Annotated in this window: 21 protein-coding genes; 7 read left to right on the forward strand and 14 right to left on the reverse strand. The window is 56.2% G+C overall.

Translation table 11 applies throughout. From position 1 onward, the window contains the following. The 4 genes from E3E42_RS05335 to E3E42_RS05350 all read right to left on the reverse strand — a co-directional run bounded on the left by E3E42_RS05335 (nt 1) and on the right by E3E42_RS05350 (nt 5,649). On the reverse strand, nt 1-1,065 hold the full coding sequence (locus E3E42_RS05335; RefSeq protein ID WP_167903259.1) for an ABC transporter ATP-binding protein: 1,065 nt from the start codon (nt 1,063-1,065) through the stop codon (nt 1-3). A 10-nt stretch (nt 1,066-1,075) separates the two neighbouring features. Then, entirely contained in the window at nt 1,076-2,914 is a 1,839-nt protein-coding gene (locus E3E42_RS05340) for an iron ABC transporter permease (protein ID WP_167903261.1), read from the reverse strand. Nucleotides 2,915-3,064: 150 nt separating this feature from the next. Further along, a complete protein-coding gene (locus E3E42_RS05345; protein WP_167903263.1) occupies nt 3,065-4,510 on the reverse strand; it encodes an ABC transporter substrate-binding protein in 1,446 nt (481 codons plus the stop codon). An 89-nt stretch (nt 4,511-4,599) separates the two neighbouring features. Then, the gene (locus E3E42_RS05350; RefSeq protein WP_167903265.1) at nt 4,600-5,649 is read right to left on the reverse strand and encodes a CGP-CTERM sorting domain-containing protein; all 1,050 of its coding nucleotides are present in this window, start codon (nt 5,647-5,649) and stop codon (nt 4,600-4,602) included. 493 nt (nt 5,650-6,142) lie between these two features. On the opposite strand from E3E42_RS05350, the gene E3E42_RS05355 reads away from it, so the two are divergent. The 3 genes from E3E42_RS05355 to E3E42_RS05365 are packed head-to-tail and all read left to right on the forward strand — an operon-like array spanning nt 6,143 to nt 10,292. Continuing rightward, nucleotides 6,143-7,270 carry a tyrosine--tRNA ligase gene (locus E3E42_RS05355; RefSeq protein ID WP_167903605.1) on the forward strand — a complete coding sequence of 376 codons (1,128 nt, stop codon included), beginning with the start codon at nt 6,143-6,145 and terminating at the stop codon, nt 7,268-7,270. Between the two features lie 29 nt (nt 7,271-7,299). Then, the gene (locus tag E3E42_RS05360; protein WP_167903267.1) at nt 7,300-7,773 is read left to right on the forward strand and encodes an Lrp/AsnC family transcriptional regulator; all 474 of its coding nucleotides are present in this window, start codon (nt 7,300-7,302) and stop codon (nt 7,771-7,773) included. A 20-nt stretch (nt 7,774-7,793) separates the two neighbouring features. After that, on the forward strand, nt 7,794-10,292 hold the full coding sequence (locus E3E42_RS05365; RefSeq protein WP_167903269.1) for a DUF5814 domain-containing protein: 2,499 nt from the start codon (nt 7,794-7,796) through the stop codon (nt 10,290-10,292). Here the strand turns inward: E3E42_RS05365 and E3E42_RS05370 are convergent. Next, nucleotides 10,284-12,035 (reverse strand): methyl-accepting chemotaxis protein, encoded by a 1,752-nt coding sequence (locus E3E42_RS05370; RefSeq protein ID WP_240913652.1) that lies wholly within the window; start codon nt 12,033-12,035, stop codon nt 10,284-10,286. The genes E3E42_RS05365 and E3E42_RS05370 overlap by 9 nt on opposite strands. An 88-nt stretch (nt 12,036-12,123) precedes the next feature. Then, nucleotides 12,124-12,924: a DUF63 family protein gene (locus E3E42_RS05375; protein WP_167903273.1), complete on the reverse strand. Its 801-nt coding sequence runs from the start codon at nt 12,922-12,924 to the stop codon at nt 12,124-12,126. A 92-nt stretch (nt 12,925-13,016) separates the two neighbouring features. Between E3E42_RS05375 and E3E42_RS05380 the strand changes: the two genes are divergently transcribed. After that, nucleotides 13,017-13,415 carry a hypothetical protein gene (locus E3E42_RS05380; protein WP_240913640.1) on the forward strand — a complete coding sequence of 133 codons (399 nt, stop codon included), beginning with the start codon at nt 13,017-13,019 and terminating at the stop codon, nt 13,413-13,415. A gap of 52 nt (nt 13,416-13,467) precedes the next feature. Next, the gene (locus E3E42_RS05385) at nt 13,468-14,103 is read left to right on the forward strand and encodes a hypothetical protein (RefSeq protein WP_240913641.1); all 636 of its coding nucleotides are present in this window, start codon (nt 13,468-13,470) and stop codon (nt 14,101-14,103) included. Here the strand turns inward: E3E42_RS05385 and E3E42_RS05390 are convergent. From E3E42_RS05390 to E3E42_RS05400, 3 genes are read right to left on the reverse strand one after another with little or no spacing between them, the layout of a single operon-like run. After that, entirely contained in the window at nt 14,100-14,861 is a 762-nt protein-coding gene (locus E3E42_RS05390) for an energy-coupling factor transporter transmembrane protein EcfT (RefSeq protein ID WP_167903275.1), read from the reverse strand. The two genes, E3E42_RS05385 and E3E42_RS05390, sit on opposite strands and share 4 nt — an antisense overlap. Further along, nucleotides 14,858-15,649: an energy-coupling factor ABC transporter ATP-binding protein gene (locus tag E3E42_RS05395; RefSeq protein ID WP_167903277.1), complete on the reverse strand. Its 792-nt coding sequence runs from the start codon at nt 15,647-15,649 to the stop codon at nt 14,858-14,860. The genes E3E42_RS05390 and E3E42_RS05395 overlap by 4 nt, the downstream gene beginning before the upstream one ends. After that, nucleotides 15,636-16,415 carry a biotin--[acetyl-CoA-carboxylase] ligase gene (locus E3E42_RS05400; RefSeq protein WP_240913642.1) on the reverse strand — a complete coding sequence of 260 codons (780 nt, stop codon included), beginning with the start codon at nt 16,413-16,415 and terminating at the stop codon, nt 15,636-15,638. The genes E3E42_RS05395 and E3E42_RS05400 overlap by 14 nt, the downstream gene beginning before the upstream one ends. A gap of 70 nt (nt 16,416-16,485) precedes the next feature. Between E3E42_RS05400 and E3E42_RS05405 the strand changes: the two genes are divergently transcribed. Further along, nucleotides 16,486-17,004, forward strand: coding sequence for a biotin transporter BioY (locus tag E3E42_RS05405; RefSeq protein ID WP_167903278.1), 519 nt, complete (start codon nt 16,486-16,488; stop codon nt 17,002-17,004). 5 nt (nt 17,005-17,009) lie between these two features. Here E3E42_RS05405 and E3E42_RS05410 read toward each other — a convergent pair whose 3' ends face one another. Together E3E42_RS05410 and E3E42_RS05415 are read right to left on the reverse strand one after the other, a co-directional pair. Continuing rightward, nucleotides 17,010-17,993, reverse strand: coding sequence for a pyrolysin (locus tag E3E42_RS05410; RefSeq protein WP_240913643.1), 984 nt, complete (start codon nt 17,991-17,993; stop codon nt 17,010-17,012). A gap of 159 nt (nt 17,994-18,152) precedes the next feature. Further along, entirely contained in the window at nt 18,153-18,752 is a 600-nt protein-coding gene (locus E3E42_RS05415) for a molybdenum cofactor guanylyltransferase (RefSeq protein WP_167903280.1), read from the reverse strand. 251 nt (nt 18,753-19,003) lie between these two features. Between E3E42_RS05415 and E3E42_RS05420 the strand changes: the two genes are divergently transcribed. Continuing rightward, nucleotides 19,004-19,327, forward strand: a complete 324-nt coding sequence (locus E3E42_RS05420; protein ID WP_167903281.1) for a hypothetical protein — start codon at nt 19,004-19,006, stop codon at nt 19,325-19,327. Nucleotides 19,328-19,418: 91 nt separating this feature from the next. Here E3E42_RS05420 and E3E42_RS05425 read toward each other — a convergent pair whose 3' ends face one another. The 3 genes from E3E42_RS05425 to E3E42_RS05435 form a co-directional block, all read right to left on the reverse strand. Next, nucleotides 19,419-19,745: a PIN domain-containing protein gene (locus E3E42_RS05425; protein ID WP_167903282.1), complete on the reverse strand. Its 327-nt coding sequence runs from the start codon at nt 19,743-19,745 to the stop codon at nt 19,419-19,421. Continuing rightward, nucleotides 19,712-19,984 (reverse strand): hypothetical protein, encoded by a 273-nt coding sequence (locus E3E42_RS05430; protein ID WP_167903283.1) that lies wholly within the window; start codon nt 19,982-19,984, stop codon nt 19,712-19,714. The genes E3E42_RS05425 and E3E42_RS05430 overlap by 34 nt, the downstream gene beginning before the upstream one ends. Before the next feature lie 61 nt (nt 19,985-20,045). Further along, nucleotides 20,046-21,944 (reverse strand): S9 family peptidase, encoded by a 1,899-nt coding sequence (locus E3E42_RS05435; protein ID WP_167903613.1) that lies wholly within the window; start codon nt 21,942-21,944, stop codon nt 20,046-20,048. Nucleotides 21,945-22,007: the final 63 nt, after the last annotated feature.

Below are 22,007 nucleotides of genomic sequence, written 5' to 3' on the forward strand. Positions count from 1 at the left end.
TTAAAGCTGCTGCTTCGGCAGGACGATGATGTCGTCCCTCTCGACGTAGAACGTCACCTGCTGGAGGGGCCTGAGTCCGGCTATCTCCCTGTCGCTGATGGTTCTGGCGATGATCCTGGTGTCCCCGAAGAGGCCGACGACCTCGATGAAGAATCCGTAGTACTCGATGAGGTCAACGGTTCCGGTAAATGACACCGCGTTCTCGACGGGCTTGAGCTTTATCCTCTCCGGCCTGATGACTATGACGACGTCGTCGCTCTTGTCAGTGTAGTGGAGGCCATCCAGCCGTATTCCTTCGAACTCGACGGAAACGCGGTCGCCGTTCCTCTCCACGACCTTTGCAGGAATGACGTTGGTCTTACCCATGAAGCTGGCAACGAACTCCGTCCTCGGAGTCTCGTATATTTCCTTCGGTGTCCCCACCTGCTCGACGGTTCCGACGTTCATGACGGCAATCCTGTCGCTTATGGCCATAGCCTCCTCCTGGTCGTGGGTAACGTAAATCACCGTTATGCCGAGCTCGCGCTGGATTCTCCTAATCTCCGAGCGCATCTCAAGGCGGAGCTTGGCGTCGAGGTTGCTCAGCGGCTCGTCCAGGAGGAGAACCTTCGGCTCGACGACGAGTGCCCTGGCGATGGCAACGCGCTGCTGCTGACCTCCGGAAAGCTGGGTCGGGTAGCGGTCCGCGAAGCCCTCGAGCTTGACGAGCTCGAGCGCCCACTCGACCTTCTTCTTTATCTCCTCCTTGGGGATCTTCTTGAGCTTGAGGCCGTAGGCAACGTTGTCGAAGACGGTCATGTGCGGCCAGAGGGCGTAGTTCTGAAATACCAGCACCGCACCGCGCTTGCTGGAGGGGAGGTAGGTAACCTCCTCGTCGCCGAAGTGTATGGTTCCGCTGTCCGGGAAGTCCAGGCCCGCTATGATCCTCAGCGTCGTTGACTTTCCACACCCGCTCGGTCCGAGCAGGGTGAAGAGCTCTCCCGCCTTGATGTGAAGATCTATCCCCTTAAGGGCAACCGTTTCTCCGAAGGTTTTAACGATGTTCTCAAGCTTGACGTCAACCATCCCAACCACCTCATGTGAGACCTATGAATGAGTACCTCTGCTTGGTTATCACGTTGGCCAGGACTATGGCTACGATCTGTACCGTCATGAGGAAAACACCGAGCGCGGCGGCGAGGTTCGCGCTTCCGACGGCGCTCGTCATCAGTTCGACCATTCTTGCTGTTATCGGGTAGTACTCCGGGTTGATGGAACCGAGGGTGATGCCGACGCTGGTCTCGCTCATACAGTAGACGAAGCTCAGCATTGCCCCACCGAGGAGGTTCAGGAGTATCAGCGGCATGAGGATTCCGGTGAGTGCCTTCCACCTTCCGGCGCCGAGGTTGAGCGCTGCCTCCTCAAGGGACACGTGAACCTGCTGGATTCCGGCCGAGATGGAGCGCGCCGCGAAGGGCAGACGCCTGATGGAGTATGCCAGCACGAGAACCATCGCCGGGTTGAAGCCGAGCAGGTTCGTGGGGTCGAGGGGCGTGTCGGGGAACACCTTGGCGAAGAAGAAGAAATAGCTCATGGCTATGACGATACCCGGAACGGCTATGGGTATCGTTGAGAGGCTGTCGAGAACCGGACCGAGCTGACTCTTCTTGAACCTGCTGGAGGCGTAGGAGGCGGTGAGCGACAGGAGGAGGATGACGATTATTGCGGCGGTGGAATACATGATGCTGTTCATGATGACGCGTTCAATGTCCGGCTGGGTTATGATGCTCTGGATGTGGGCGGTGGTAAAACCTTCGGGCCAGGTTCCAACCCAGCTCTCACTGAACGCCAGAAGAACCACACCCACCTGCGGGAATATCGAGATGAGGAGCATCGGGAGGACGACGAGGTATATGAGCACCGCCTGCCAGCCCTTGGGCTTGGCGACCCTCGGCTTCCACCTTCCGCCCTTGCTGAGCATCGCGTACTGGCGCAGGCTGACGTACTTCCTGATTCCAAGGAACATCAGGATGGCGATGGTGAGCATTATGAGCGCGAGTGCGGCGAGCTGCGGGCTTCCAACGTTGAAACCGCTGGTGAATGCGCTGTAGATCTGGAAGGACATGAGCTTCCTGGCGAGCGGGTTGCCCTGGAAGACTATCGGTGCGGCAAGGTCCTCAAGGCTGAAGATGCCGACGAGGGTTGCACCGGCCGCTATTCCCGGGAGGGCGAGCGGGAATGTAACGGTTCTGAAGAGGTGGAACCCCCTGCTTCCGAGGTTCTCCGCCTGCTCCTCGAGGGTGGGGTCGATGTTGATGAAGCTCGCGTAGGCGTTGAGGTAGACTATGGGGTAGTAGGTCATCGCCTGGGCGACTATGACTCCAACGAGACCATCGATGACGATTCTGTGCGGGAATATGTGGAGGATATCGTAGAACAGCCAGTTTATCAGGCCGTTGGGAAGGAACATCTTCTTGACGATGAAGACGTTGACAAAGGGCGTAACGAGGAGCGGCACGAAGAGGAGTATTCTGACGATGTTCTTGCCCGGGAAGTCGTAGCGCGCCATGACGAAGGCGAAGACTGTTCCCAGTATCGTGGTCAGGATCATGACGCTCAGGGAGACTATTATGGAGTTGAGTATCACTCCGAAGTCAACGCCCTGGACGTAGTATATCTGCTCCCCGTTGGGCAGGGTGACCAGTCTGGAGAACTCACCCGTCGGCCAGCTGATGTAGTACTCCGACGTCAGTATGCTGGTGAACCAGTGGAATGAGAAGTGACCGTTGTACTCGAAGGCCACCGCGAGCATTGCCAGTACCGGGATTATCAGGAAGGCCACCAGGTACAGGAGTGGGAACAGGAACGAAGTCGTGACGACCGGATCGAACAGGGGTGTTCCAAAGAGTCTCTCGCTCCACTTGCTTACCTTCATTGAGCATCAACCTCCGTTCTGCTTCTGACCATACCCGCCACTCTGAGTTGGTCGAAGTGGAGTCTATTTAAAGATTTCCAAAAATTTGTTGATTCGCCCATATTGAAAAAGTGCCAAAAAAGAGTGGAAATTCGCAGGAGGATATCAAACTCAACCGAGCATGTTCTTGAGGTCGTCGAGCACTTTCTGGTACTTGTCCATGGCACCCTGGCGCCACTCCTGGACAAGCTGGTCCTGGAAGTTCCTGTCCTTGACGATCCTGTCGTTTATCTTCTTGGCGTACTCCTCGGTGAAGGTAACGGTCTGACCGGTCTCAGGGTCCTTGAACTCTATCGGGGCGGTGAGCTCGTCCTTGAGCTGCTCGAACTGCTCCCTGGTTATCTTACCGTCCTTGTAGGCCTGGACTATAGCGACCCACGCGTCGTGAAGCTTCTGGTTCGGGTCAACGAGGGTGGCCTTGAAGTAGTACTGGAGAGCGCTGACCGTCTCAAGGGCCCTCTTGTCATCAAACTCAATTCCCTCGGCGTGTATGGCGTCATCGTAGGCCTTCTCAAGGGCGGGCCTGGCTTCGCCGTAGGTCTTACCCTCGTTCTGGCCCTTGAAGATGACGTCAGCGTAGGGCTTGGTGATGGTCATGTCGAATATCTGCGGGTTGATCGGGAGCCTGTTGACGTCCGGGCTCATCCAGACGGCCTGGCCCTCGGTGAGAACCCAGTAGATGAAGGCCTGCGCCGCCTCCGGGTGCTTGGCGTTCTTGAGGAGCGCTATCGGGTCGCCGTTTATGATGCTCTCTCCCTTCGGTACGACGTAGAGACAGTCGGGGTTCTGCTGCATGGCGGTGTAGCCGTAGAAGTCAATGGTGTTTCCTGCCGCTATCTCACCGTTGATAACGGCGTCCCTGACGGCGTCGCTGGCCAGGTAGACCTTGGAGTTGGCCGTGATGAGGGTCATGATGCGCCAGCCCTCCTCCCAGCCGAAGGCCTGGAGGATTATCTGGTATATCCTGGTGTTGGAGGTGCTCCTGGTTGGGTCGGCTATGCCGTACTGGGGCGGGTTGAGGGCCCACTCCTCGCTGGCGATGTCCTCCCACTTGTTCGGTATCTGGAGGTTCCACTTCTCGAGCTGCTTCTTGTTGACGGTGTATCCGAAGGAGGAGAGTGCGGCAGCTATCCAGTAAACTTTGCCGTCATCGTCCTTCCTTACCATGGGCATTCCCGCGAGCTCGGTCGGAAGCGGGTTGCCGAGGAGACCGAGAACCTTCTCATCGGTTATCGGGGCGAGGTAGTTGGCCTTGTAGAGGTCGTCAAAGAGCGTCGGTCCGCCTCCCCAGCCAACGTCGGCTCCTTTGTCTATGTAGCTGGGCCAGAGGCTCTCCGGAACCTTAATGAACTTGATGTCCTCGATGTTATACTGCTTGGCGACGTCGCTCTGGAGGAAGGTCTGCTTGACCATGTACTGTATGGTCGCGTCGTGTCTGGTGACGATGACGAGGGTTATTCCGGAGGTTTCACCGCCGTTTCCTCCACTTATGCATCCGCTGGCAACGACGCTGAGGGCAAGAAGCAGGATAAAGCCAATTGCCACGGGCTTCTTCATGTTTATCACCTGGTTATGTCAATCGTGGGTGGTTCGAGAAACTTAATAAAAAATTAATGGTTCAAATGGGCAAAGAAAGATGGAGGGAATCACTTCCTCCTCCTGTAAAGGGCAAGCGGTATGAGGGCGAGACCGATCAGAGCCGCCGGACCGCAGGTGCTTCCACCGCTGCTGGTCTCCTCCTTGCCGAGATTCTGCTGGACGCTGACGGCCCAGTGGACGAAGTTGGTGACGAACTGCGGACCGTCAAGGTCGACTCCATGGTAGGTCGGGCTCCACATGGGCTCGTAGCCGCCGTAGGGGGTCTCGCCGCTGACAACGAGGACGTTCTTCTTGTCCTCGAAGAGCTGGACAGCCATGAGCGGGAACTCACCGGTGTCGCCGGCGGTGTAGGCCTGGGCCGCCGGGTCGGTGTTCTCAACGATCTGACCGTCGGCGCTGGTGGTCACGATGATGTATATTCCATCGGCTATTCCGCCGTGGAGGCTCTGCCAGTTACCGTTCTCATCAACGTAAGCAACGACGCCCGGCCCGTGGAAGAGGACCTTACCTCCGTTCTTAAAGTCCTTGGTGAGCATGTCCTTGTCCGGAGTACCGCTGTCGGGGTTGACGAGACCGACGACACGGTAGCCGGCTCCAGCGTTGCTGGTGGCATCCTCGGCAGAGCACTGGTCGAGCCTGAGGTTGGCACCGATGGCGTCGAGAATTGAGTTGGCGAAGTCGATCCTCTGCGGGCCGTCACCGTAGTCCGAATCGCCCGCAACCCAGAGGATTCTGTTTCCGTCGTTCCACCACTGGGCGATGGCCTGAACCTCGTCCGGGCTGAAGGCCTGCGTCGGCTGGCCGAGGATAAGGAAGTCCACGTCCTTGATGGCGTCGTAGGTTATTTTGTCGCCGAGCTGCTTGATTCCAAGCTCATCGGCCTTCTCCGCCGGTCCAATGTAAGCCCAGCTGACGTCGCTGATGGTCTTTATCATTCCCTCAGCGAGGACGTTGCCGTCCTTGTCGGTCAGAACTGCCAGACCCTTGTCACTCTCGCCGTGGGCGAGGTCAACACCGACGGTCGTAGCGCTGGCCATGGCAAATCCAAAAACACCAAAGAAAACAAACACCGCAAGTATTATTGCAGCCTTCCTCATGGTATCACCGGGTTATTTAAGGCCCAGGAAGTTATAAATCTTATGAAGTGGAAAGTTTTTCGGCCCTGTTAAACTTTGAAGTCCCTCTGTGAGTTCCTTCTCACCGGCACTGACCGCCTCCCCGCCGTGAGGGGTTTGATCCCTAGTTAACAGGCAGTTCGGTTCGCGGGCCCATCACATACTCCCGTTGCCGGTTTCGATTCAGCCCGCAGGCCCGTCTAAGGCCCATCACGCCTGCCGCAGAGCGGACAAGGTTATCGCTTCAAAGGGCACCGTTCAGGGTTTCAAACTACCCAAAGACAGTTTCTGAAAGGACGCCATCGAGTTTGTCTATGGCGGCCTCTTCGAGGTCCTCTTACGTTGGAAGAGCTCAAAAAGTTTCGGTGGTTTAATGGTTGTTAGGCAGTTTACAGCATCCCCCCACGGACGGGGCTTTCAAAAGAAATGGTAAAACCCTTAAAGGCTTGTGCCGTTCAGGCTTCAGGTGGTGAGTATGGACATAGAAAAGAGGATGGAACTTATCGGGAGAAAGCCAACGGAGGAACTCCTGACCGCGGAGAACCTCAGGCACCTGCTCGAAGTCGGCGTTCCAATGCAGCACTACATAGGATTTGAGATAAGCGGTTACATTCACCTCGGAACCGGACTCATGGCTGGAGCGAAGATAGCCGACCTTCAGAAGGCTGGAATCAAGACGAGGATTTTCTTGGCGGACTGGCACAGCTGGATAAACGACAAACTCGGTGGAGACCTCGAGGTCATCCAGAAGGTCGCGCTGAGCTACTTCAAGGAGGGCATGAAGCAGAGCATAAAGGTCATGGGCGGCGACCCGGACAAGGTCGAGTTCGTTCTCGCGAGCGAGATACTGGAGAAGGGCGACTACTGGCAGACGGTCATAGACATCTCCAAGAACGTTACCCTCGCGAGGATGATGCGTTCGATAACCATCATGGGCCGCCAGATGGGTGAGGCCATAGACTTCGCCAAGCTAATCTACCCCGCGATGCAGGTGGCGGACATCTACTACCAGGGCGTCACGATAGCCCACGCTGGAATGGACCAGAGGAAGGCCCACGTGATAGCAATCGAAGTGGCCCAGAAGCTCAAGTACCACGCCCTCGAGTGGAAGGGCGAGAAGCTCAAGCCGGTCGCCCTGCACCACCACCTCCTCCTCGGCCTTCAGGAGCCTCCGGTCTGGCCGATAGAGAGCGAGGAGCAGTTCAAAGAACTGAAGACCCAGATGAAGATGAGCAAGAGCAAACCCTACTCGGCGGTCTTCATCCACGACACTCCGGAGGAGATAAAGCAGAAGCTCAGGAAGGCCTTCTGCCCGGCGAAGGAGGTCAAGTACAACCCGGTCCTCGACTGGGCAGAGTACATAATCTTCCGCGAGGAGCCGACGGAGTTCACAATACACAGGCCCGCCAAGTTCGGCGGCGACGTCACCTACACGACCATCGAGGAGCTCAAGAGGGACTTTGCCGAAGGCAAGCTTCACCCGCTCGACCTCAAGAACGCCGTCGCCGAGTACCTCATCGAGCTCCTCAGGCCGGTCAGGGAGTACTTTGAAAAGCACCCTGAACCCCTTGAGCTGATGCGGGAGATAAAGATCACCCGCTGATTTTCCCTCCCTTTTAGCTGGTGGAGCCGATGCCGGGAGTGGACGAGAAGGACAGGGAGATACTCAGAATCCTCCGGAAGGAGGGCAGGATAACCCTAACCGAGCTTGGGAAGAGGGTTGGCCTGTCCCCGGCGAGCGTTAAAAACCGGGTTGAGAAGCTGGAGAGGCTTGGGGCCATAAGGGGCTACTCCGCCATCGTTGACCCGGCTTTCCTGGACGAGTACGTTCAGACGTTCTTTGAACTCAAGCTGGCCATAGACGACCACACGATTGACCCGATTCTGAGACGGATCGCCAGGCTGGAGGAGGTTCAGGGTCTCTACCGCCGCAGCGGCGAGAGGCAGATACTCGTGAGGGCGAGCTTCCACGACACGGATGAGGTCAAGGCCTTTGCAGGAAGGCTCAAACGGCTCTTCGGCAAGAACCTGGAGCGGGTGGAGGTTACGCTCATAATAGACACCTTCAAGGAAAACTGGGTGTCCTGTGAGACTGGGAAACGCTGATTGCTCGTGAGGGAGTGAGAATGCTCTTCGTTGTGAGACCCGGGAGAAAGAAGAACGAGCTTGAGGCATTCTTTATCGAGAACGAGCCGGAAAAGCTCACCGCGATGAAGAACCTGAAGGCAGAGAGGATATACCGCTTTATAATGCGCGAGGGAAGGCTCTTCAAGGTTCTGGAGGGAAGCCAGTACCGGAACCCCAAGGAGATTGAGAAGCTCCTCCGGGGGGCAAGAATCGTCCTGGTGAACGCCGACGAGTGGGAGGAGTACTTCAGGCGGAGGCTCCAGAACAAGCGCGTAGAGAAAGCCGAGCTGTGCCGCCTCTGCCTCCTCGACGGCAGGGTAACTGTTCTCACCGAAGGAAACCGCATTAAATATCATGGCGAGTACATCTGCGAGAGGTGTGCGGAAGACGAGCTGAAGAGGGAGCTCCGCTTCAGGTTCAGGAGCGTTGCCATGTTCGACCAGGCAAAGAAGCTCCTCGACAGGTTTAGAGACCTCGATAAGGTTCTCTACGCCTTCGACCCCCGCTTCGACCCGACGAGGCACCCAGAGGTAACGAAGTGGGACGAGCTGAAGGCAAAGCACGTAAGAGTTGAAAAGCTCAAAGTGGACGAGCTCCCCCTACCAGAGAAGTTTAAGGAAGTTCTAAAGAGCGAAGGCGTCAGCGAGCTCCTCCCGGTTCAGAGTCTGGCCGTTAAAAACGGCCTCCTCGAGGGGGAGAACCTCCTCGTCGTTTCTGCCACCGCCAGCGGTAAGACGCTCATAGGTGAGCTGGCGGGCGTTCCAGGGGCAATGAAGGGAAAGAAGCTCCTCTTCCTCGTTCCGCTCGTTGCCCTGGCGAACCAGAAGTACGAGGACTTCAGGAGGAGGTACTCCAAGCTCGGGCTAAGGGTGGCCATCCGCGTCGGCATGAGCCGCATAAAAACCCGGGACGAGCTGGTGGTCGTTGATACAGGCATAGACGCCGACATCATAGTTGGAACCTACGAGGGCATTGACTACCTCCTCAGAGCGGGGAGGAAGATAGGAAACGTGGGGACGATCGTCATAGACGAGATTCACACCCTCGACGACGAGGAGCGCGGACCGAGGCTTGACGGCCTGATAGCCCGCTTGAGAAAGCTCTATCCGAGCGCCCAGTTCATAGGCCTGAGCGCCACCGTCGGAAACCCCGAGGAGCTTGCCAAGGAGCTTGGCTTGAAGCTCGTCCTTTACGACGAGAGACCGGTGGATTTGGAGAGGCACATAATCATAGCTAGAAACGAGTCCGAGAAGTGGCGTCACATAGCGAGCCTCTGCCGTGCCGAGGCGATGAGAAAATCCAGGCAGGGCTACAGGGGACAGACGATAGTCTTCACCTTCTCGCGCAAGAGGACGCACGAGCTTGCCTCCTACCTCACGAGCAAAGGCCTCAAAGCTAAGCCCTACCACTCCGGTTTGCCATACAAACAGAGGAAACTCACCGAGATGGAGTTTTTAGCCCAGAGGCTCGACGTGGTAGTTACAACGGCGGCTCTGGGGGCGGGTGTTGATTTTCCCGCTTCGCAGGTAATCTTCGAGAGCCTCGCCATGGGCAACAAGTGGCTGAGCGTGAGGGAGTTCCATCAGATGCTCGGCCGCGCCGGAAGGCCGCTCTACCACGAGAAGGGCAGGGTCTACCTCATAGTTGAGCCCGGGCGGAAATATTCCGCCCAGATGGAGGGCAGCGAGGACGAGGTTGCCTTCAAGCTTTTGACCGCTCCAATTGAGCCCGTGATGGTGGAATGGAGCGACGAGCTTGAGCAGGACAACGTCTTGGCCCACTCCTGCGTCTTCAACCGGCTCGACGTCATCGAGGACGTGCAGGGTAAATGCCTCGGTGCCAACCAGAGCGCGGAAAAGGTTCTCGAAAAGCTTGAGGAGCACGGCTTCGTCCGGCTCAAAGGGCCGTCTGTGGAGGTCACGCCCTACGGAAGGGCCGTGAGCATGAGCTTCCTCCTGCCCAAAGAGGCGTCCTTCATAAGGGGCAACCTTGGAAAGAAGCCAGCGCAGTGGATAGCCGTCAAGCTTTTGCCGTTCGAAAACCTCTACCTGAGCGGAACGCTCCAGAGGGAGCTTGAAGGCGCAGTTAGGGGTCGCTTGAGCGCAAACGTCTTCTCCCCGAGCTTCGCCTCGATCCTTGAGGAGCTGGACAAGGTCATCCCGGAGCTCAGCCCCAACGCGGCGGAGAGGCTGTTCACGCTCTACCAGGAGTTCTTCATGTGCGGCGAAGAAGACTGCACCGACTACGCGATGGAGCGCGTTAGCAACCTGATAATCGAGCTGAGGAGGAACGGCAAGCACCCGACCCAGATAGCGGAGCACTTCAGGAAGGTCTACGGCCTCATCGTTTACCCGGGCGACGTCTTCACGTGGCTCGACGGCATCGTGAGGAAGCTTGAGGCGATAGAGAGGATAGCAAGGGTTTTCAGGGTAAGGACTGCCGAGAATGAAGCGAGAAACCTGAAAAGGGGGATAGAAGAGGGTAAAACCTCAGGCTAATCCAAGTTTTTCCTTTATCCTTCCTCCCACACCCTTCTGGAACCGGAAAGAGCGAATTATTGGCACCATTCTCTCAACGGCATCGTGTATCTTTGAAGCAACGCGCTCAAGGTCACGTATGAGATTCTCCTGTTCTTCCATCGTCGACGTGATCTCCTGGGTTGATGCCGTCGTCTCCTCCGAGGAGGCCGCCAGATTCTCCATGGCGCGTAGGGCCTTCTCCACTTCATCTTTGGTGCGGACTATGCTCTCCTTAACTTCCTCCATCTTGGGGGTTACCTCCTCTATGAGCATTGCTATATTGCCAAGGTATTCAACCGTCTCCTCGAGGCTCCGTGAGCTTTTCTCCACCACCGAGACGCTGTGGTCTGTAAGCTTTGATGCCTCTTCAATCCGCTCGGTTATCTGCACTATGATGCCCCTAATATTATCTGCCGCCCGCTTGCTCTCCTCTGCAAGGTCCCTAATCTCCTGTGCAACCACTGCAAAACCTCTACCTGCCTCTCCGGCCCTTGCAGCCTCTATTGCAGCGTTTAACGCAAGCAGATTCGTCTGCTCCGCAATGGTAGTTATCACTTCAGTTATGCTGACGATATTCTTGCTCATCTCCTTTATGTTATCCACAGCCTCCTTTACACCCTCTATCGTTCTCTGTATACCAGCTATCTGGCTAGCTGATTCTTTGCTCTTCTCTCGTCCTTCATTGGCTATCCCAACAACCTCCCTCATTGAGGCCTCAAACTCTTCCATTGCCCTAACGCTCTCCTCACTTATCTCCTCAACGTAGCGCATTCCTTCGGTTATTTCATTGATGTTCTCCTGCTGGCGCTGGGCCTCGACCGCTATCTGTCGTATGGCCTCCGTTCCCTGAGCGACGAGGTTGACACCTTCCCGGGACATCTCGAGCAGCTTCTGGGAACTCTCCTCCAGGCTCTCTGTGGTCCCCCGTAGAGTTCCAAGCATCTCGATTAGCCTCTTCCTGAAGTCTTCGAGAGCACGGTGGAGTCTGGCGAACTCCCCCTCACCCTCAGGGAGACTCACTGAGAGATTTCCATTCGAGAGCTCCGTGATGTACTCCACCAGGATCGAAAGCTCGCGCTGAAGCTCTTTTCTCTTCCTCTCGCTTTCCTCGTGAACGCCAATGAACTCGGTGGTTATCCTGCCCAGATAGCGGAGGAGGTAGATAGCAACCACGACATCCAGGATAAGCATTGCAAGCAGGTAGTACTTGAGGTACGTCAGCTTCTTTCCAAAGGTCTCGCTGTATAGACCAACGGCCGTGTTCATCTCCGCCAAAAGCCGGTCGTTGTGGGTAATTATGTATTCCCGTGCTTTCTGAAACTCTGGGTTATCTGGGCTCTCGCTCGCAATAATCCTGACGCTGGCGTAAAAAGGTTCCCAGAGCCTTTCCACCTCCTCCAGCTGAGCCCTAACCTTGGGGGGAGCTGGTGGTATATTCCATTCCGTATCGTGAATTGGGGCCTTCCCACCGTAGAGCAAAGCTCTTAGAGATGTATCAAACAGCTGGGCAGTTGAGAGAAGATCATTCCGATAAGAATCGTTTCCAAGGGCTACTATGAGGGCTTCCTTGGACATCTTCTGGGTTAACATCCTCTGCCTACCCGCTATGTCTATGACAATGCCATCAGACTTTACCTTGCTCGCGTAAACAAAAACTCCAGCCACTGAAACGACGTTGAGGATTAGCATGATGATTATCCCAAGTCTAACTATGCGCTTCATTCTCACCAGCACCACCCAGAACCATTACTCTTCGAAATTTAACTAAGTTTTGTGTAGGTACGCATGTAGAAACATAAAATTGACATATTTAAACCTGCAGCACCAGCTGGGCGGGATCCCTTATCGCCGGCCCCAGGCCCAGGACGTAAACCATCAGGTACCAGAGGCGTCTTTCCTCCTCGTCCGGAACCAGCTTCTGGAGGCCGTAGTAGACCACGACAAGAATGAAGGTTATCCACGGGTAGTAGAAGTACGCCCCGAAGTGCTGAACCAGAATGTTCTCCAGCCAGTGGACCTCGCGGTAGCCGTAGAAATGAATCGCCACCACCGTTGACCCCATGTCGTAGAGGTGAGCCAGGACAGCGTAGAGGTAGAGCCTGTCGAAGGGCCGGTACCTGTATATCAGCAGGGCCGGAATCCAGGAGACGAAGGTGTGGATTAGCGTCAGCTCGTAGGGCTCCCAGCTCCTGGCGTGTGTGACGAGGAGGTAGTTGGCCCATAGCGCCAGAAGTGCGCCCCAGCCAAAGGTCAGCTTGGGGTATGTCTTCAGCTTCGCGTCCAGAACTATCGCGGGGAGCATTATGAAGAACGTCGTGAAGAAAATCCCTGGCGTGAGTATCAGCGGGTTCTGGGGTAGGATCCCTCCATCAACGAGGGCTCTGACGGTCGAGCCGAAGACGACCATCAGGGTGACCGCCATAAAGAGCGTCCTGTCGATTTTAATCCGGAGGGGTTTCAGTATATACCTATATGTATATATGGCTCCAAACCCCAGCATCAGTGCATACACGAGCGTGTTGACCGGGTTGTAGCCGCTCCTTGTGAACATAGGCTCCCAGAAGTAGGTATATATGAAGCCCCACAGCTCATTCCACAGCGATTCCAGCATCTCTTTCCCCCTGCCTGAGTCCGCCTCCCGGTTTAAAGGTCTTTTGGGAACAAAAAAGAAAAGCTGATAAACGGGGAATTTTTAAAAATGTAATGGGTGATAAAATGCCGCACGGACCTGCGATGGTTTTTGGTATGGGCGCCGCGATGATACTGGGCTTCCTGTTGGCGCTCTTCATAGCCGCTATCTTCCTGTGGATGGCAGGTAAACTACTGGGTATAGAAAAGGCCTCGATTGGGAGGGCGATGGTGGCAATTCTCGGCGGAGGAATCTTTGGTGGAATAGTGGGCGCTGCAACCGCGGCAATCTTTCCTCCACTGGCACCGTTACTGGCCTTCCTGGCCAATATGTGGGTCATAAAAACCGTTTTCGACACGGGCTGGCTCAGGGCATTCCTCGCGTGGATACTCTCGGCCGTGATAGCGGGCATTGTGATGGTAATCCTTGCGCTCCTGGGGATATTCACAATCGGCGCACTCGCGGCGCTCTGAGTTTCTCTTTTTTGGGTAAGGTATAAATATCTCCAGCGCGCTAGACTACGTGATGCCTATGTTCTTCAAACCGGCCGAGCTCCAATCCAGGGAGGTGAAGCCCTTCGAGGGGTTCCCCTTCGGCCTCAGCGAGGGGAGCCTATCCGGTATAATAGCGACCGACGAGCTCGCCGAGACGGCTTTTCTGTACCACCTCGTTGCAAACGCCCTTAAAGATGGTCCCGTTTATCATATAGGCCCCGGAACGGCTTTTTCTGTTAAGCTCCTGAAGCGCCTCACCGAGGACGTTTCCAACCTGTACGCCGGCAACGTTTACTCCGTTGATGAACTCCTCACCGCCCTTGGCATCGTCGAGGACGGTTCTCTGGTGGTAGTTTCCCTCTTCCCGACACTCCTCAACAGATCCGCCGAGGGAATAGTCGAGATCAGGAGGGTCGTGGACAAGAAAGGCCTCATATTGGTCCTGAGCCACACAACCATAGAGCTCAACGAGCTGGACCTCCCGGGCGAGTTCCGGCGCTTCTATGAGCTGCCGGAGGTATTCGAGGTGCTGGCCGTTCTGAGAACCAGCTCCTACCGCGGTCATTACCGCCTCAACATGACTGTCCTTAAGGCGCCCCCGGAGTACCTCTCTGCCGTTGGCGACCACTCGGTATCCATAGACTCCATGATAAAACCCCTTCTCTAACCGTATATACTAACGTGGCCGAGTCCCAGGCCGTAGCGGACGTAGAGCGCCAGCCCGAAAAGTATCAGGATTACAAGCGTCGCCGCGTAGTCCCTGCCCGTCATCTCGATATCGTAGAGGAACGTCCTCTTCCGGCCCGCGCCCAGCGCCCTGCTCTCAAGGGCTATGCTGAGCTCGTGGGCGGTTTTGAGGGAGGCAACGAGCAGGGGGATGAGAACGGCGGTCATCTTCTTTGCCCTCACCAGGAGGTTTCCTTTCTCCACCTCCCATCCGCGGCTCCTCTGGGCATCGGTTATGTTCCGGGACAGCACGTAGAGAGTTGGAATGTAGCGGAGGGCTATTGAGATCGTCAGACCGAACTCGTAGGGCATGCCCAGTCTCACGAAGCCCAGTATCAGGTCGCGCTGGGTCGTTGTCATCAGCAGGAGGAACGTTATCAGCGCAAACGTGAGCAGTCTCATGGCGAAGGAAACACCGAAGAGCAGTCCCCTGAGCCTCGGCTCGTAGATAATCGGCCACACCACGAGGGTTATGACGACTATCGGCAGGAGGGGTTTGAGGAGCTTTATCTGCTCCCGTATCTCCACCCCCCCGAGGAGCCTTCCGACGAGCAGAAAAGCGAAGAACAGGGGTATCAGGATTTTGGGGTCGTTGTAAAGCATAATCGCCGCTATCCCGGCGATGGTTCCGATTATCTTGACCCTGGGGTCGAGGGAGTGCAGCGGAGAGCTCTTCTCCGTGTAGAATGGATATATCATACCGCACCACCCACCAGGGCATCGACCAGCTCACGGACGCTCCTCACAAAACCCACTCCCGCGCCCTCGCTTATCCTGAGAAGTTCGGGCTTCTCAAGTCCGAAATCATGAAGCTCAAGCGAGAAGAACTCCTCCACGGGACCATCGAAGACCTTTCTGCCGTCGTGCAGCAGGAGGACCCTCTCAGCCAGCTCCAAAACCAGGTCCATATCGTGGGTTATGAGCAGTATCCCGTGCCCCTCGGAGCGGAGCTTCCTCACGGCATCGACAACGCTGGAGGAACTCCTCGCGTCCAGTCCCGTCGTTGGTTCGTCCAGAATGAGGTACTTCGGCTTCATCGCCAGGACGCAGGCTATCGCCAGCCTCTGCTTCTCGCCGCCGCTCATTGAGTACGGTGTCCTCTCCGAGTACCCCTCCAGATTGACCGACCTCAGCGCCCACCGAACCCTCTCTTCGATCTCATCGTCGCTCAGCCCGAGGTTCCGCGGCCCGAAGGCAACCTCGCGGAACACGTTCTCCTCGAAGAACATGTGCTCGGGGTTCTGAAAGACGTAGCCCACCTTCGTGCTCAGCTCGGCGACGGTGTGTTCGCGCGTGTCCATACCGTCCACCGTCACCCTGCCCCGCGTGGGCTTCAGGAGGCCGTTGAGGTGCTTCGCGAGGGTGGTTTTTCCGCTCCCGTTGGGGCCAACTAACGCGACTATTTCCTTCCCCATCTCGAAGCTTACGCCCTTCAGAGCTTCCCTACCGGTCCCATAGACGTGCCAGACGTTTTCAACCCTCAGCATCGCTTTCCACTTCCGTCCGGGAATTTAAAAAAGTTCCCAGTGAGTCCGTGAGCTCGCTGAACAGAACCCTGGAAACCTCAAGGAGGGACGGTGGGTCCCCCAGTATCTCCACAATCGAGGCCGCACCCGCCGGTACGGGATTGGAGACGTTGAGGCCCACCCCGATGACGGCGTACCTCACCCTGTCCAGCTCACCCGCGGCCTCCACCAGCACGCCGGCCGTTTTTCTCCCCTCCACATAGACCCCGCATTCCCTCATCTCCGCCTCGATTCCGTAGTGGGACAGTGTCCGAACAATCGCGTCGAGCGTCGGGGGCACCAGCCCGGACACATCCGCCAGCCTCATATCCGGTCTGAGGATAACGGAGAAGTACAGTCCTCCCCTCCCGGATGCCCAGCGGCTCCCCCTGCGTCCCCTGCCCGATGTCTGCTCCCGGGCTATGACAAACGTCCATCCAGGCTCCCCATCCTCCGCGAGCTTCCCTGCAACGTCCATGGTCGATGGCGTTCTCAGAACGTAGTAGCTCCTCACGTCCAGCTCCCATGGGTACGGCTCCCCGGGCTCAGAGAGGAGCATATAGCCCTTCCTGGAGGAATCTATGGTGTAGCCGAGGGCGGTCAGCTCCCGCACATGCTTCCATACGGCGACCCTGGACACTCCCAGCTCCGCGGCCATGGTGTCGCCGGATACCCTCGCACCCCTCCGGAGTATGCCCAGGATGCCCCTCTTAACACGGCTGTCCCTGATGAGTCCCCTCATGGCCATCGAGTTTCGTTAACTAAAACATTTTAAAGATTAACGTCTGCCTGCGGGTGATGGAAAGGAGGGTGGTAGGATGAACAATAGGGACGTGGCGTTTGCGGCGCTCTTCGCCGCCCTGACGGCGGTTGGTGCTCAAATAAGCATCCCTATAGGTCCGGTTCCGATAACGCTTCAGGTTCTGTTCGTTCTCCTGAGCGGGCTCGTCCTCGGGGCGAGGCTCGGCTTTCTGAGCCAGCTCGCTTACGTGGTCATGGGTGCTGTGGGGCTCCCGGTGTTCGCCGGTTTTCAGGGCGGGTTCGCGGTGCTCTACGGGCCGACTGGGGGCTACATAGTCGCGTTTCCAATAGCAGCTTTTATGGCAGGATACCTAACGGAAAAAACGGAGAAAAAAGCGGGGATGCTCGCAGGCTCCCTGGTCGGGGTCGGGGTAATATACCTCCTCGGCTGGCTGAGGCTCGGCCTTTTCCTTGGGGGAGACCTCCACAGGGCACTCCTCCTCGGGGTACTGCCGTTCGTCCCGCTGGATGTTGGAAAAGCCGCCCTGGCGGCCCTGATAGCCGACAGGGTGAAAAAAGCAATAAATATCGGATGACAGGCTCACAGGTCTGTCATCGCTTCTTCCAGTGTTTTAACGGCCTGTTTCTGGAGCAGTGAAGCGGACCTTATGTCGGGCAAGATATTAATCCTCCAGAGGTTTCCCAGCACCGGACCGTACTGGGTTGCGTTAGCGTAGTAATCAGCCGCGGTCGCGTTATAACCCTGGGCCAGATCAAGGGTCTCATTGTCAACACCCAACGCCACGGCCTTGGAATAGAGTTCGTTGTAGTTCTCAAGTGAGCCGTTGTAGTGCCTGTAATAGTAGAAGTTGAGCATGACAAAGCTCGTCCTTCTCCCCGCCTGAACCTTTTGAACATTCGAGTATTCCAGGTTCGTGATAATTGCACTCTTATAAAACGCCTCCCATTCGGGCCCCTTTCTTGCGACGCTGTATTCGATGGTAAGGCCGGTTACAAACACCCTGCCGTTTCCAAGGGTGTAGACTGCGGTGCTTGGCCTGCCGTATTCGGGAGTTCCCGATGGTGCCTGAACTGTGATTATCTCCGCGTCGGCGGGAAGGTTGTTGAGGTAGGCGTGGCTTGCGTAGCTGCTGGCGAGGGTCGTGTTGTTGGCGATAACGTAATCCCTGCGCGAGTAGCTCTTGGTCAGCGTCACGTCCCTGGGCAGGGGTGTCGTCCACACTCCACCGCCCCAGCCCCAGTTGGCGGCGTGGATTTCAAGAACCCTTCCCGCCCTTACGTAATCCTCCAGCTTGCCCATCTGTGGCCCTATCTCGTCATAAAAGTCCTGGGACTGGTCGCTTACAATGATAATCATGTCGTACGCATCTATGAGGTTCTGAGATGTTTTGCTCTGAAGTTCAGTACTCGTCATAACGTCGTATGGTACCCCCATGTCCGTGAGGGTATCCTCAACAGCAGGCGTACCCCAGGCGTCAGAATTCTTCAAAATCAGCACGTTGTAATCCGTCAGCGGTTTGGCCGAGACGGATGGTGGGCCAGTCATGACCATTAAACTAAACAATACAAGCAGCGATACCGCTGCGCTCAAAATTTTTTTCATACATACTCTCTCCTTTTTTGGTCAGAAACGAGCAGAAGAACTTTTCGGGACTCCTACCCTCAGTTTATTGTAGACTCTGCACTATTTAAGTCTTCTTGCACAATTTTGAAGGATTTCCAATCAAATTTGGCCTCTCATCTTTTCCAGTGTCTCCTCAGCGAACCTGACGTCGAAGGAGTTCCTCACCCTGAAGAAGCTCAGCGTGACCTTCGGGTTCCTCTTCGCCAGTTCCTCAATTGGCAGCGGTTCGTAGTCGAGGAACTCCACTACCCTGCCCAGGCTCCGGTATCCCTCGGCCAGTGCCGCCTCAATGGCATCTCTCAAAGCGTCCGAATCGTAGACTGCGTGGGCGACCTCCGCCGTCCCGTCCCTCCAGACGGGTATCAGGGCCTCCGGCTCGTTCTCGTAGAAGAGGCCCGTCATGTAGTTCACGAGGAAGGGCATTACCAGCGGCATGTTGCCCTCGACGAGGAAAAACGGCGCTTCCGGGAGGGCCTTCAGGAGGGCCTCCATCCTGCTCCTCGCGGAAACAGGAAGGGGATTCGAGACGTGAAGGGAATACGTCCTGAGCCTGTCCCTCCTGACCACAGTGATGACCTCGTCTATCCTCTTGCTGAGCCTGAGCCTCCGCTCCGTTAGCCCAACAACCGGCTCACCGGCAACTGGCAGGGTGTAGTTCTCCCACTGCTTCTCCGGAAACGCCAGGATGTATGCCTTCATGGGCCGGACTACGACCGGACGCTTAAAAACCTTTTTCCGGCTTCCTGTCATTTAGACAATTTTATCTCCAAAAATCTTAAGTAATGCCAGTTCCTTGCTATTTTGGTGGGATTAATGATACCAAGAACGATGAGTACTCAGCACTTCGACAACGTATTTATTCCCTTCTTCGAGAGCGGCCAGATGGATAGAGGGGAGACGTTGAGTTAAGTTTTAATACTCCCCCACTGAAGAACTCACGGTGCGGTGCCATGCTCACGGAGTTCATACTGGGTTTAGTATTTACCCTCACATGGGCAGGATTCTTCATTTTGGTAGGACGACAGAGAAGCACAGTGAAGGCATCGCTGGGTGTTTTTCTCCTGTTTGTGGCAATGGTGGCAATAAACTATCTCAAATGGCAAATTGGCGAACCCCGCGGCTGGTTTCTGGGCCTTATTGTGGGATTTCCACTCGGTTTGTGGATAGTTCAGAAAGTTGGTCCGGAGAAACCAACGGAAGAATCTGCGGTGGCCATGTTCGTGCTCGGCCCGTTGGTTTTGGCGGCCCTTTTAGTCTTGGTCCTGATGCTCTGAGTGAGAGTTCCGCGTAAACGCTAAAACTCTCCAATAAAACGTGGGAAATCAAGGGAACACAAGCGCACTGGAGAGTTAATAAAAACTGGGATTATACGCTCCGGAGCTTCAGCTCTCCGAACTCTTCTTTTATCCACTCAAAGTGCCTATCCTCCGTGACGAGCGTCAGCCCCCTGTTCATCGCAACGGCGGCAACTATCGCATCAACCGCCGGGACAGGCGTCCCCCTCCTCACCATCGCCTGCGATATTTTAATCGCCAGCAGGTAGTCTTCGAGGCTCGGCGTTATCACCGTCAGTCCAAGCTCAAGAGCCCTCGGGAACTCCACGACGTTTAGAACGGTGGTGTATCCGTTCAGCTTTTTTCCGGATTTTGCCGCTTCAATCAGGACGTTGGTGTCGTAGAGAGCCTCCTCCATTCCGCATCCCTCGTTTTCCCAAGTGCCTCCTCGTATTTCTCAAGGGGGGTGCTCTCAAGCTCCCTCCTGAAGTCCTCGCCGAGAAGGTACAGTATCTCCTCCGAACCCAGCTCCTCGGCCTCGATTTTGGCCAAATACTCCGCTATGGCCTTTCTCGCTACCTCACTCCACTTTATCTCCGGGTGTTTCTTCATTCGCCTGTAGAGGTCGGGGGGGATAGAGAGGGTTATGTTCGGCATAGCATCACCGCACTGGAACATGTGAGTTCACGTATTTAAGTGTTGTGAAAAATGGGAAAGTTCACTCCTTGAGCCACCTCTCCATCCACCCGGCTATAAGCTCCAGGCGCCTAACGCGGTGCTTCGGCTTTCCGCCCCTGCTGAGGTCGTGGTTCTCGCCCGGGAAGAGCGCCAGCTCAACGGTCTTGCCGAGGTACTTCAAGGCCGTGTAGAACTGCAGGGCCTCCGGCAGCCAGCACCGGTAGTCCTCCGTGCTGTGGATTATGAGCAGGGGCGTTTCAACGTTCGGCGCGTACTTCAGCGGACTCTTCTCCCAGTAGCCCCCCATGTTGCTCCAGGGGTCGCCTCCTATCTGGTCAGGTGCAAAGAAGTAGCCGATGTCCGTCGTGCCGAAGAAGCTCACCCAGTTCGAGATGGAGCGCTGGGTTACCGCCGCTTTGAATCGTTTCGTGTGGCCTACTATCCAGTTGGTCATGAAGCCGCCGTAGGAGCCGCCGGTGACGCCGATTCTCTCCGGGTCGATGAAGTCGAAGCGCTTTAACGCCTCGTCAACGACCTCCATCAGGTCCTGGTAATCCCTCTCGCCGTAATGCTCTCTGATGTCGGCGAAGTCCTCACCGTAGCCGTCGCTGCCGCGCGGGTTGGAGAAGATTACCACGAAGCCTTTGGCGGTCAAAACGTGAAACTCGTGCATGAAGGAGTGGCCGTAAGCCGTCTTCGGCCCGCCGTGAATCTCCAGAACGGCCGGATATTTCTTTCCGGGCTCGAAATTAATGGGCCTCATTATCCATGCGTCTATCTCGACGCCATCGCTGGCTTTAACCTTGAAGTGCTCGGGCTTCGAGAGGGAGTAGTCTCTAATCCAGCCGTTGAAGTCCGTGAGCTTTTTCTCCTTCCCGTCGCGGAGGACGTAGAGCTCCGTTGGTGTAACCGCGTCCTGGGCGGTGAAGGCTATGTAATCGCCTATGGCGAAGCTCTCCACGCTCCTGTCCCCGCCGATGACGCGCTCTATCTTCCCCTCGAGGTTCACCCTGAAGAGGTTCGCCCTCGGGCCGTCCGTTGCCACGTAATAAAACCAGCCGTCTTTGAAAACCAGCTCGGCCCTCTGGCTTCCTCTAACGTCGCAGTTCAGGGAGTTGTAGGCCGAGCGGTCGAGCTTGGCGGTGAGCTTCCTTAGCTCTCCCGTCTCCGGGTCGTAGTGGTAGATGTGGGTGTTCGTTGGAATGCTCCGCTCGCGGGTGTTGGCTTTCAAAATGAACGTCCCGTCGTCGAGGGGGATGAAGTCGCTCACGCTCCACTCTCCGGGGGTTAGCCTCTTTGCCTTCCTGCCCTCGAGGACGTAGAGGTCGCTCACCATCGGCTTCCTCTCGCGGTCTTCCTGAGCCGTGAAGTAGAGCTTTCCTTCATAGAACCTAATCTGCGAGACGTCAAGGTTCTTCGGCGTTACGCGCCTCTTCCTGCCGGTCTCGATGTCCACCAGATAAACGACGCTCCTCTTCCCGTAGACCCAGCCGACGCCGTTGAACCAGAAGGGAATTTCCTTGATGACGTGGACGTCGTCCTTCGGCTTCTTCTCAACGTCTATCGGAGTAACGACCGCTATGCTCTTACCATCCTCTGTGAAGCGGAGGTTCTTGATTCCGTACTTGAACTTGGTCAGAAGCCTCGCCTCGCCGCCGTCGGTTGGAATAACGTACAGCTCGGCCTCCTTGCTCTCCTTGTCCCGCTTCGAGGTGAAGGCTATCAGCTTACCATCGGGAGAAAAGCGCGGGTTCGAGTCCTTGTTGCCAGAGGTAAAGGGTCTGACCTTCCTCCCGTCGTAGAGGTAGAGCCTTGAGAAGTAGTCGTCCTTCTCCACGCTTATTTCGGTGACCTGGAAGACCGCCTTCCTTCTGAAGGCGTCGATGTTTCCGACGAGCTTGAACTTTCCGAGGTCCTTCTCCCCCAGACCTTTCGCCATAGAAACCACCGAACCAACTCGGCCTTTTTCGTATAAAAGCTTAGCGTTTCGATGATTGTCTCC

The sequence above is a fragment of the Thermococcus sp. JdF3 genome (genome assembly GCF_012027495.1).
Classification (GTDB): domain Archaea; phylum Methanobacteriota_B; class Thermococci; order Thermococcales; family Thermococcaceae; genus Thermococcus.

What these genes read in the sequence shown, in the direction of transcription:
- E3E42_RS05390 (WP_167903275.1), bottom strand. Translation starts at nt 14,861, where the DNA reads ATGATATATCCATTCTACACGGAGAAGAGCTCTCCGCTGCACTCCCTC.
- E3E42_RS05360 (WP_167903267.1), top strand. Translation starts at nt 7,300, where the DNA reads ATGCCGGGAGTGGACGAGAAGGACAGGGAGATACTCAGAATCCTCCGG.
- E3E42_RS05350 (WP_167903265.1), bottom strand. Translation starts at nt 5,649, where the DNA reads ATGAGGAAGGCTGCAATAATACTTGCGGTGTTTGTTTTCTTTGGTGTT.
- E3E42_RS05435 (WP_167903613.1), bottom strand. Translation starts at nt 21,944, where the DNA reads ATGGCGAAAGGTCTGGGGGAGAAGGACCTCGGAAAGTTCAAGCTCGTC.
- E3E42_RS05400 (WP_240913642.1), bottom strand. Translation starts at nt 16,415, where the DNA reads ATGGCCATGAGGGGACTCATCAGGGACAGCCGTGTTAAGAGGGGCATC.
- E3E42_RS05380 (WP_240913640.1), top strand. Translation starts at nt 13,017, where the DNA reads ATGGGTGATAAAATGCCGCACGGACCTGCGATGGTTTTTGGTATGGGC.
- E3E42_RS05340 (WP_167903261.1), bottom strand. Translation starts at nt 2,914, where the DNA reads ATGAAGGTAAGCAAGTGGAGCGAGAGACTCTTTGGAACACCCCTGTTC.
- E3E42_RS05405 (WP_167903278.1), top strand. Translation starts at nt 16,486, where the DNA reads ATGAACAATAGGGACGTGGCGTTTGCGGCGCTCTTCGCCGCCCTGACG.
- E3E42_RS05430 (WP_167903283.1), bottom strand. Translation starts at nt 19,984, where the DNA reads ATGCCGAACATAACCCTCTCTATCCCCCCCGACCTCTACAGGCGAATG.
- E3E42_RS05385 (WP_240913641.1), top strand. Translation starts at nt 13,468, where the DNA reads ATGCCTATGTTCTTCAAACCGGCCGAGCTCCAATCCAGGGAGGTGAAG.
- E3E42_RS05420 (WP_167903281.1), top strand. Translation starts at nt 19,004, where the DNA reads ATGCTCACGGAGTTCATACTGGGTTTAGTATTTACCCTCACATGGGCA.
- E3E42_RS05335 (WP_167903259.1), bottom strand. Translation starts at nt 1,065, where the DNA reads ATGGTTGACGTCAAGCTTGAGAACATCGTTAAAACCTTCGGAGAAACG.
- E3E42_RS05375 (WP_167903273.1), bottom strand. Translation starts at nt 12,924, where the DNA reads ATGCTGGAATCGCTGTGGAATGAGCTGTGGGGCTTCATATATACCTAC.
- E3E42_RS05365 (WP_167903269.1), top strand. Translation starts at nt 7,794, where the DNA reads ATGCTCTTCGTTGTGAGACCCGGGAGAAAGAAGAACGAGCTTGAGGCA.
- E3E42_RS05370 (WP_240913652.1), bottom strand. Translation starts at nt 12,035, where the DNA reads ATGAAGCGCATAGTTAGACTTGGGATAATCATCATGCTAATCCTCAAC.
- E3E42_RS05425 (WP_167903282.1), bottom strand. Translation starts at nt 19,745, where the DNA reads ATGGAGGAGGCTCTCTACGACACCAACGTCCTGATTGAAGCGGCAAAA.
- E3E42_RS05355 (WP_167903605.1), top strand. Translation starts at nt 6,143, where the DNA reads ATGGACATAGAAAAGAGGATGGAACTTATCGGGAGAAAGCCAACGGAG.
- E3E42_RS05395 (WP_167903277.1), bottom strand. Translation starts at nt 15,649, where the DNA reads ATGCTGAGGGTTGAAAACGTCTGGCACGTCTATGGGACCGGTAGGGAA.
- E3E42_RS05415 (WP_167903280.1), bottom strand. Translation starts at nt 18,752, where the DNA reads ATGAAGGCATACATCCTGGCGTTTCCGGAGAAGCAGTGGGAGAACTAC.
- E3E42_RS05345 (WP_167903263.1), bottom strand. Translation starts at nt 4,510, where the DNA reads ATGAAGAAGCCCGTGGCAATTGGCTTTATCCTGCTTCTTGCCCTCAGC.